The sequence below is a fragment of the Pseudanabaena biceps PCC 7429 genome (assembly GCF_000332215.1).
Classification (GTDB): domain Bacteria; phylum Cyanobacteriota; class Cyanobacteriia; order Pseudanabaenales; family Pseudanabaenaceae; genus Pseudanabaena; species Pseudanabaena biceps.
Window position 1 is genome coordinate 1 of record NZ_ALWB01000231.1, and the last position, 8,709, is coordinate 8,709.

The 8,709-nt window shown below is 43.4% G+C and carries 7 protein-coding genes and 1 pseudogene; 3 read left to right on the forward strand and 5 right to left on the reverse strand.

The features are described 5' to 3' along the window. Positions 1 to 256: pseudogene (locus tag PSE7429_RS26400) on the forward strand (hypothetical protein); the annotation flags it as partial. Here PSE7429_RS26400 and PSE7429_RS19210 read toward each other — a convergent pair. The 5 genes from PSE7429_RS19210 to PSE7429_RS19225 all read right to left on the reverse strand — a co-directional run bounded on the left by PSE7429_RS19210 (position 242) and on the right by PSE7429_RS19225 (position 6,762). After that, a complete protein-coding gene (locus PSE7429_RS19210; protein ID WP_009628999.1) occupies positions 242 to 1,771 on the reverse strand; it encodes a nuclease-related domain-containing DEAD/DEAH box helicase in 1,530 nt (509 codons plus the stop codon). The pseudogene PSE7429_RS26400 and the gene PSE7429_RS19210 sit on opposite strands and share 15 nt — an antisense overlap. Continuing rightward, positions 1,716 to 1,985 carry a DUF433 domain-containing protein gene (locus PSE7429_RS24675; protein ID WP_009629000.1) on the reverse strand — a complete coding sequence of 90 codons (270 nt, stop codon included), beginning with the start codon at positions 1,983 to 1,985 and terminating at the stop codon, positions 1,716 to 1,718. Before PSE7429_RS24675 ends, PSE7429_RS19210 begins: the two co-directional genes overlap by 56 nt. Positions 1,986 to 1,994: 9 nt before the next feature. After that, positions 1,995 to 2,372, reverse strand: coding sequence for a toxin-antitoxin system TumE family protein (locus tag PSE7429_RS19215; RefSeq protein WP_009629001.1), 378 nt, complete (start codon positions 2,370 to 2,372; stop codon positions 1,995 to 1,997). Continuing rightward, positions 2,372 to 2,671 carry a hypothetical protein gene (locus tag PSE7429_RS19220; RefSeq protein ID WP_040689606.1) on the reverse strand — a complete coding sequence of 100 codons (300 nt, stop codon included), beginning with the start codon at positions 2,669 to 2,671 and terminating at the stop codon, positions 2,372 to 2,374. Before PSE7429_RS19220 ends, PSE7429_RS19215 begins: the two co-directional genes overlap by 1 nt. An 86-nt stretch (positions 2,672 to 2,757) precedes the next feature. After that, positions 2,758 to 6,762, reverse strand: a complete 4,005-nt coding sequence (locus tag PSE7429_RS19225; protein WP_009629003.1) for a magnesium chelatase subunit H — start codon at positions 6,760 to 6,762, stop codon at positions 2,758 to 2,760. Between the two features lie 433 nt (positions 6,763 to 7,195). Here PSE7429_RS19225 and PSE7429_RS19230 point away from each other — a divergent pair, with 433 nt between their 5' ends. Continuing rightward, positions 7,196 to 7,753: a Tic20 family protein gene (locus tag PSE7429_RS19230; protein WP_233424393.1), complete on the forward strand. Its 558-nt coding sequence runs from the start codon at positions 7,196 to 7,198 to the stop codon at positions 7,751 to 7,753. A gap of 234 nt (positions 7,754 to 7,987) precedes the next feature. Then, the gene (locus PSE7429_RS19235; protein WP_009629005.1) at positions 7,988 to 8,488 is read left to right on the forward strand and encodes a Tic20 family protein; all 501 of its coding nucleotides are present in this window, start codon (positions 7,988 to 7,990) and stop codon (positions 8,486 to 8,488) included. The last annotated feature ends 221 nt before the right edge of the window (positions 8,489 to 8,709 follow it).

The window sequence follows — 8,709 nt, forward strand, 5'->3', positions numbered from 1 at the left end:
CAAACGAGCTATCAATTTTCTTGCTTATTTACGCAATCATCGCCATCGTATACCTGAGTATGGTTACCTACAAAAACAGGGAATTAACATTGGCTCTGGCTCAGTTGAATCGACAATTAAACAAATTGGTCGTCGGGTCAAGATTTCGGGTGCTCAGTGGAATCAGCAAAATGTTGCTCAAGTTTTGAAACATCGTTGTGCTTATCTCAATGGCTACTTCTATGCCCCTAAGTATATTTACTCAGTGCCTAATTGAGATGCTCCCAACAGGAGCCTCTAATCCTCGAAATTTTGCAGCACTAACAATCTGAATCCCTAAATAATTCCCCTCTTTTTGTGATCCATTTGTTGCATCTATAATAACTATTGATTCTGTTGAAATTTTTTCTTCTTCAAGTAGCTGATTAATGATTTTATTAAGCGAACTCCTCATGTCTTGAACAGCGATTTCACTAAGAGTATCTGGCTCAAAAAGTCGAGGGCAAAATTGTTGGTATTCAGTTGATTTGACTTCCAATATTCTCTCAAATACAGTGCGTGGAGAACGTAAGTTAACAGTAAGAGTATATGGAGATTTTGCATTAATAGTTGCTGATATTTCTTGAGGAGAAGTTGAATGCTCAAAGCTAAATACTTGTGTTGAATCGCAAAAAACTATTATTCGTTTTTCACTAAACCATTCGTATAGGGTCTTCAACCAATTAATGTGTAGAACCTGACCTTCATCAATAATTAGTGCATCATAGTTTTCTAGTTTCTTTTCATTTAGAGCTTGTTGGAGTGCATTAGGAGCATCTATTGAATACCAATCCTTAAAGTTTTCTTGAACAGATGAGTCACTAATATTAGGAACTGGATTCCCAATAACTTTAGCAGCTCGGCGACACTGCTGGTGAAACGTGTAAACCTCTATTGATAAATCAGATAATTCTTCCCGTAAGCGGTTTGCAAGCAAAGTATTGTAAGTTAGAACAAGAACCTTTTGATCTAATGCGGATAATCTACGAGCGTGTTCTATTAACAAGAGTGTTTTGCCAGTTCCAGCAAACCCTGTGACGACTAAACGAGTTTCCTTCTCAATTTTCTTTAAACAAACTACTTGTTCTGGCGTTAGCTGTAACCATGTAACTATATCATTTTTAATTCTTGTCTCCCAACATGGGGTGTAATCAGAAGATGGGAGAATGACATCAACTAGCTTCTGAAGCTGCTGTTCTTTAATCGACCATGAGCCAAGTGCTTTTTTCCAGTAAATCATCACATCTTGGATGCTTTTCCCAATATCATTGAGAGCATTTATGTCAAGAATAATAGGTTGAGGTGGATTTACTGTGTGATCAATCAATGCAATGGGAATAGCTTCACGCATCTCAGAATTTGGAAAAAGGATACAATAACCAATTCGCCAGCTACCAGCCCCGCTTTCATGCAGCCATTGAGCAAGCGCATGAGTGCCTCTCCTAACTTGACGAATTGGATCGATCTTCTGCCCCGTTCGCTTATAAACAAATTCAGTTCTATCATGAATGAAAATACCACCTTTGACTTCAACAGCAAGAATACCTAACTCTTGATGCAAGACTAAGAAGTCGATTTCACCTGTTGGTACAGACCGACCATCGATTTCCTTAGATACAGAAGCCAACCAAGGCAAACTATGAATTACAGTAAATTCGTCAGATAGATTTTTTGAAAGCCGCCAATAAAGATCAGGTTCAGCTCTCGTACTGCCAGTATCCTGAGGACCAGCTTTGGGAAACATTCTTGCCATACTGTTTACTATTGTGAAAATGGTCAGCCGCATATGCTATACAAGCTTTAAAATCTTGCCACATTAGATCGGGAAAATCTTCAAGTATTTCTGCTTCTGTCATATCAGAAGCTAAGTATTCAAGCACTTCATAAACCGTAATTCGCAAACCACGCACGCATGGCTTGCCACCACGCTTATTTGGCTCAATTGTGATGTAATTTCGGTAGTTCATACTAGTAGTTTATAGATTAAGTGTAATGATTTGCAAAATCTCCTCAAACTTAACTGGCTGATAGGGCAATACAAAATCTTCAGCACCTTCATGTAAATGATGAGGATAAGTTTCAATCTCAGGATGATGAGCCGCATTATCCCAACGTTTAATGAATTTCCCATCATTACTTTGCCAATGAAAACTGTATTTAATCACCTCAACCTTATCTGATTGAATTTCAAAAAACTCAAACATTTCTATAAGGCTATCATCTTGTAAAGTCAGCCGATATCGCCATAAACCTTTATTACCCTGTGCATCTTCTCTAAGAATACTAAAACTTTTCACTGCTGGACAAAGCGCAATCAATGACTTTATTAAAGCTAAATAATCTTCGGCAATCATCACAATGCTTGCTCTAGCTTGCTAATTTTAACTAAGAGATCCTTTCGCAACTCACATAAACTAAACCACTCAAACAGATCCATCTCATCCCCTAATGCTCCTGACTCAAATTGTTTTTGAAACTGATGAGAATCGAGCCTGTAGTTCTGCTCAAACTTGCTAATATCACGGTCATAAATAGCTAATTTCTGTCGATGGCGATTTAACATTACACTCAGTAATTGGCTCAGAATCCGATCTAACTCATTGCGATCGCTACAATTTGCACTAAGTAGCTCTAATTTGTCTAATGTATTCATGGCATATACACATAACTCATTTAACATTATACCAACGGTATTTTTGCCTATAAAAAAGGCGGCGCATTGCGCCGCCTTTTTTATTTTTACTCTACACCTTCAATGCGGTCTTCGAGTTCTTGATAGAGTTCACGCAATCTATCCAGATTTTCTTCACTGGTTTCCCAATAGCCGCGACCATTGACTTCTAGCAAAGTACCAACAATCTTACGGAACGAATTGGGGTTGAGATTTTTGAGGCGATCGCACATCTCTTTATCGTTCACATAGACATCATTGACATCTTCGTAAACCCAGTTATCCACTGCTCCAGCCGTTGCCGACCAGCCCATTGTGTTTACAAGGCGCTTCGAGATTTCGCGTACACCTTCATAACCACTCTTGAGCATTCCCTCATACCACTTGGGATTGAGAATCTTAGTGCGGGTATCGAGGCGGACTGTCTCAGTGAGAGTGCGGACTTGTGCATTAGCTGTCGTTGTATCAGCAATGAAAGAGGCAGGTTTCTTGCCATCTTTACGGAGACTGCCAACGAGCTTAGTGGGGTCAGAGTCAAAGTAGTGGGATACATCGGTGAGACTGATTTCGGAAGAGTCCAAGTTTTGGAAAGTCATGTCAACTGTCTTCAGTGAGGCTTCGTAAAGCTGGCGCTGTTGGGTGTTGCTGACATTACCGCCAAAGGCGAAGGACTTACGCGATAGATACATCTGTTGCAATTCTTCTTCGTTCTCCCATGTGCTATTTTCCACAGCAAGGTTAACGTTAGAAGAATAGGAACCCGATGAGTTACTGAATACGCGAGTAGCAGCTTGGCTAATGGTTAAGCCAAATTCCTCGGCTTGGGCGATCGCATGTTTCCTGACAAAGTTCATTTCCAAAGGCTCATCGGCTTCGGCGGCCATACGCACGGCGCGATCGATCAAGTCCATTTGGTTGACAAACAGATCTCGGAATACGCCAGAGCAATTAACGACCACATCAACGCGAGGACGACCCAATTCTTCGAGAGGAGTTAGCTCTAAACGATTGATGCGACCGAGGGCATCGGGCATGGGCTTCACGCCGATCATGCAGAGAACTTGAGCGAGGGATTCACCGTAGGTCTTGATGTTGTCGGTTCCCCAGAGGACAACAGCGATCGTTTCGGGATAGACTCCATTGTTATCTTGGCGCTGACGCTCTAAAAGGCGATCAACGACGGTTTTCGCTGCCTGTACCGCCGCACTCGTAGGAATCGAGTTGGGGTCGAGGGCATGCATATTCTTGCCCGTAGGCAGTACCAAAGGATTGCGGATTGGGTCTCCACCTGGGCTCGGCAAGATATAGTCGCCCTCAAGGGCGCGAATCAATCCACCCAGTTCGTTGTCGGCAACGATCTGCTTGAGACAGAACTCTAGGAATTCAAAGAGAGGCTTGATGTCATCTTTATTGACATTGGGATAGCCATTCTCTTGGAACACTTCAATCCAAGGTTCGGTTTTGCCCATTCTAAAGAAGTTGAGAACGGAGAGTTTGGAAACTCTGCCATCGTCATCAGCCTTGGCTTTGACCAATGCGCCTACAGATTTATTAGCGATCGCCCGAATGTTTGCCAAGAGTTCCACATCGGCGTAAATACCCTTGTCGCTGGATTTGTAAAGCTGTTCGATATCGCGTCCGATGCTTTCACAGATGATTCTCAAAAGAGACTTCATGTTATCTTCGGGGCGATCGAAACTGGCGATGCTAGTCAGCACATCGGTGACATCTTCGACTTTGGGAGGCTCACCAACAACGTGCAGACCGCAAGGGAGAACGCGGGACTCGATTTCCATCAGTTTGTTGTAAACCTGACCGATGACGTTATCGCGTTCTTCAAGGGACATTTCCTTGGCATCCTGTTCAGGAAGTTCCACATCCTTATCGAGATTTACCAAGCGCACCTTGTCCATGATCGTATTGGTGATTTGCACGCCACGACTTCCTAAACGCAGATCCTTATAGGAACCGATCAGTTCGCTTAGTTCTTGCAAATTTCGGCTCAAGCCTGCATTCTCTGGGGCTGGGGTAATGTAGCTGATGATCGTGGCATAACCGCGACGTTTAGCGATCGTTGCTTCCGATGGGTTATTGACCGCATAGTAGTAGATATTAGGCAATGCACCAATTAAGCTGTCGGGGAAGCATTCGCCCGACATGCCTACCTGTTTGCCAGGCATAAACTCCATCGAGCCGTGAGTACCGAAGTGAAGCACGGCATCGGCTCCCCAAACATGGTTCAGATAGGTGTAGTAAGCAACGAAACCGTGATGGGGTGAGGCAGATTTACTAAAAAGCAAACGCATGGGGTCGCCTTCATAGCCAAAGGTTGGTTGCACGCCAACGAAGATATTTCCGTATTGCTTACCGTAAATGATCAGGTTCTGACCGTCGGAATTGAGATGTCCTGGAGCGGGTCCCCATTGCTCGATAATGCGATCGACATAGGGTGTATTCTCTTCGTATTCCCTCACTGACATTCGATAGGCGACATTTAATTCTGGGCTGCCAACCATTGCTTCGGGGTTATGCAGAATTTCAGACATCATGTCGTGGGATGTCTTTGGCAATCCTTGAACATCATAGCCATTGTTGCCGAGAGCTTCTACTACCTTATGAATGGAAGAGAAAACATCTAAGTAAGCTGCCGTACCGATGTTGCCCTTGTCGGGAGGGAAGCTAAAGATGGTGATGGCGAGTTTCTTCTCATGGCGAGGCTTGCGGCGGAGATTTGCCCATTTAATCGCCCGATTGGCAATTGTTTCTAGGCGATCGCCAATGGCATGGGAACGACCTGTCGCACTGTCGCGACCAGAGAGCACGATCGGATCGAGTCCTCCATCCAGCTCTGGCAAGGCAACCTGTAGGGCTACTTGGACTGGATGCAAACCGAGATCGCTATCTTGCCACTCTTCCGTGGTTTGGAAGACGAGAGGTAAAGCGACCATGTAGGGACGATTGAGCTTTTCGAGGGCTTCGATCGCCTTTGGGTGATCTTGTTTTGCAGGTCCTCCAACTAAGGCGAAACCAGTAAGGGAAACCACGCTATCGACGATCGCCCGATCCTTTTGTTTGGGATCGTAAAAATATTCCTCAACTGCCTTTGAGAAATCCAGTCCGCCATTGAATACCGAAATCACCCTTGCGCCCATGGATTCCAATTCCTGCACCATCGCCACATAATGCGCGTCATCGCCCGTGACAAGGTGAGTACGTGCCATTAAGAGCCCCACACATGGAGCAAGAGGATCTTTCATCTCTTCGGGAATATCGGTACGGGCGTTAAACCAGTTTAAATATTCGGCGGTACTCTCGAACATTTTGGGGGCGAGGGGATGCCATAGCCCCATATCCAAGTAGGTAACGGGATCTTTAATTTGCAGAGGAGCGGCTCCACGCTCTTTCGCGCGGGCTTTGACCGTTGGCAGGTAATTTTGGGCCAACATCAACAAAAAGTTTTCGAGATTTTCCGTCGATCCCCCCAACCAATACTGGAAGCTCAACATAAAGTTGCGCGCATCCTGAGCCTTGTCCATCGGCATATACTTGAGAATCTTCGGCAGGGTTTGGACGACCTTGAGCATACTGTCTTGAAAAGAACTGCCCGATTTCTCTTTACGCTTCCGCATGAACTGGGCGATCGCGCTTTTCGATTGCCCCAGATTTTCCATACTGAAACTACCCATCTTATTGAGGCGCATCACCTCTGGCATTGAGGGGAAGACCACGCAAGCCGATAGGCGATCGCGATGGGGTGCAACGGCAAGGGCGATTTTGGTCGCCAGATCGTCAATAAAAATTAACGAAGCAATAAATATATCGGCTGCGGCAATATCCTCTTTGAAGGACTCGTAATTTTCTGGACTTCGTAGCTCTTCGATTAAATAGCCATTTACCTCGATCGCCAGATGAGGGTTGTTTTTGTTGATTGACTTTACAGCCGCCGACATAGCGCTCTGATATTGGGGTTCAAGCACTACATAGACCAACTTCATTAAGACCCGACCCTGTAGAGTTTCGGGAATGATACGTCTACCAGATAATGTTGCGATCGGTGGCACAGAAGTGAACATGCAGTCTCCTTAAATTACTGTCCTGATTTTTGGGGATTGTATATATTGCGTTTGGTTATTTGTTGCTTGAACTGTTACAGCTTGTAACAATTAGCAATTAAAGATTTATACCTATTCACTATTTAATACCAGACAACCATTGCCGTGGTTGATTTTGGGCAATAAATGCAATAATTTGAAATTGATTTGTTTACATATCGTTACATTTCTTTATCTTTGTGACGAGTAAATGTAAATTTTTCTTAAATCTCTTTAACTTTAGTAAGGAATTGCTCTAGATGTCACAAGACAGCATTAAGGGCAGCATTATTCGGATCTCAAAGACCATAGAGGGAGCATAGAGGTGCTTTGCACTGCTAGGCTCCTTGGTGGCGATCGCTACTAACTCAAACATTGCATTAGCTATGATGTTGAGGATATTTGAGCTAAAATCGTGCTTGTACCCAGCTCACTACAAGCCCAAAACTTGAAGGAAATCGCTATGACATGGCAGCAACCTGCAACACCTCTGCATCGATTTTATAGTTGTTTACCTTATCTCTTGCCGTTATCAGCGGGCGTAATTTATGGAGCTGTCCTCTTTCAGCAGTTCCCTATTCTTTTGTTTCCCTTTTTCCCGTTTATCTGGTTGTACGGCAATGTCTTAGCATTTCCCCTTGTTCCCATACTTGGCTTGACGGGAGAATTTTTTCTGTTTATGGGGCTTTTCTTTTTGGTGGTAAGGGATGCTCGCGTTCCTCATTTTGTGCGGTTCAATACGATGCAAGCCTTATTAATGCAGATAGTGTTGTTTATCGCTCAACTTCTCTTTCAGTTAGTCGAGCAGGTATCTAGCAATGCATTACCATCCGTAATTAATGCGACCATTGCCAATACCATCTTTATTGGTACAACCCTATTAGCGGGTTACGCGATTTATCATAGTATCAGAGGTGAGTATTCCGATATTCCTACTCTCTCTCAAGCTGCTTCATTTCAGTGCGAACTATAGTCAGTGCGAACTATAGTCAGTGCGAACTAAATTCACACTGAATAGTCAGTGTGAATTATGGATAAGTAGTTCGGCATAATTAAAGAACAGAAACAGCGAGCATACCGCCCGCATAGCGGGCGGTATGCTCTTCTAGGTTTTAAGTTTACTATGCCTAGCTACTTAGATTTAATCGGTTCATATCTCCATACTGAACTCAATAAACCCCAACGATTTAGAAACCAAAAATGATTTATGGTACGACGTAGTTCAGTCAGTTATTTAGATCGGCTATACGCGAGCTTAACTTACCTATTACCGATCGCCGCAGTTGTGATATTCGGGGCATTCTTGTTTATTCAGTTTCCTCCATTGTTGATCATTTTTTTGCCAGTGATCAAACTCAATCAAATTTTATCAATTTCAATTATTGATTTTATTTCGATTCGTTTTGTCACTTGGTTCTGTGTATTTATTTTTGTAGTTAGAAGCTATAAGGTAAACCATTTTACGCGCTTTAATGCGATGCAAGCTTTGCTATTAGATATTGTGGTGGCGCTGGTCGGAGCGATCGCTGAGCTATTATCCGTAATCTTGGGCAAGGTGGCTTTTTTCCCCTTTGTATTACAAATTATCGCTAGTGTTACTTTTTTGGGTATTACGGCAGCATTTGCCTATTCCGTATTTCAATGCATACGTGGCAAGTATGCCGAAATGCCTGTGATTTCTGATGTTGCTTACTATCAAGTACGTTAAAACCCCAAAAAACTGTAGCGCACGCGCAGCGTGCGCTACAGTTTTTTGGGTTTTATATTTAATTGCGCCTAGCTACTTAGCTATAAGTGCAAATTGCATTAAACATTTGCAAAATCTTACTTATGTCTGGTTTTAATGCAACAAATGGTAGTCTCATATTTATATTTAAGTAAGTGCGCTTAATTAAACCCTAAAACCTGCGGCGCACGCTGCGCGTGCGC

Bases quoted from the DNA above. Each gene is read 5' to 3' on its own strand.
- PSE7429_RS19215 (WP_009629001.1), bottom strand. From the start codon at position 2,372: ATGATTGCCGAAGATTATTTAGCTTTAATAAAGTCATTGATTGCGCTT.
- PSE7429_RS19210 (WP_009628999.1), bottom strand. From the start codon at position 1,771: ATGGCAAGAATGTTTCCCAAAGCTGGTCCTCAGGATACTGGCAGTACG.
- PSE7429_RS19220 (WP_040689606.1), bottom strand. From the start codon at position 2,671: ATGAATACATTAGACAAATTAGAGCTACTTAGTGCAAATTGTAGCGAT.
- PSE7429_RS19235 (WP_009629005.1), top strand. From the start codon at position 7,988: ATGGTACGACGTAGTTCAGTCAGTTATTTAGATCGGCTATACGCGAGC.
- PSE7429_RS24675 (WP_009629000.1), bottom strand. From the start codon at position 1,985: ATGAACTACCGAAATTACATCACAATTGAGCCAAATAAGCGTGGTGGC.
- PSE7429_RS19225 (WP_009629003.1), bottom strand. From the start codon at position 6,762: ATGTTCACTTCTGTGCCACCGATCGCAACATTATCTGGTAGACGTATC.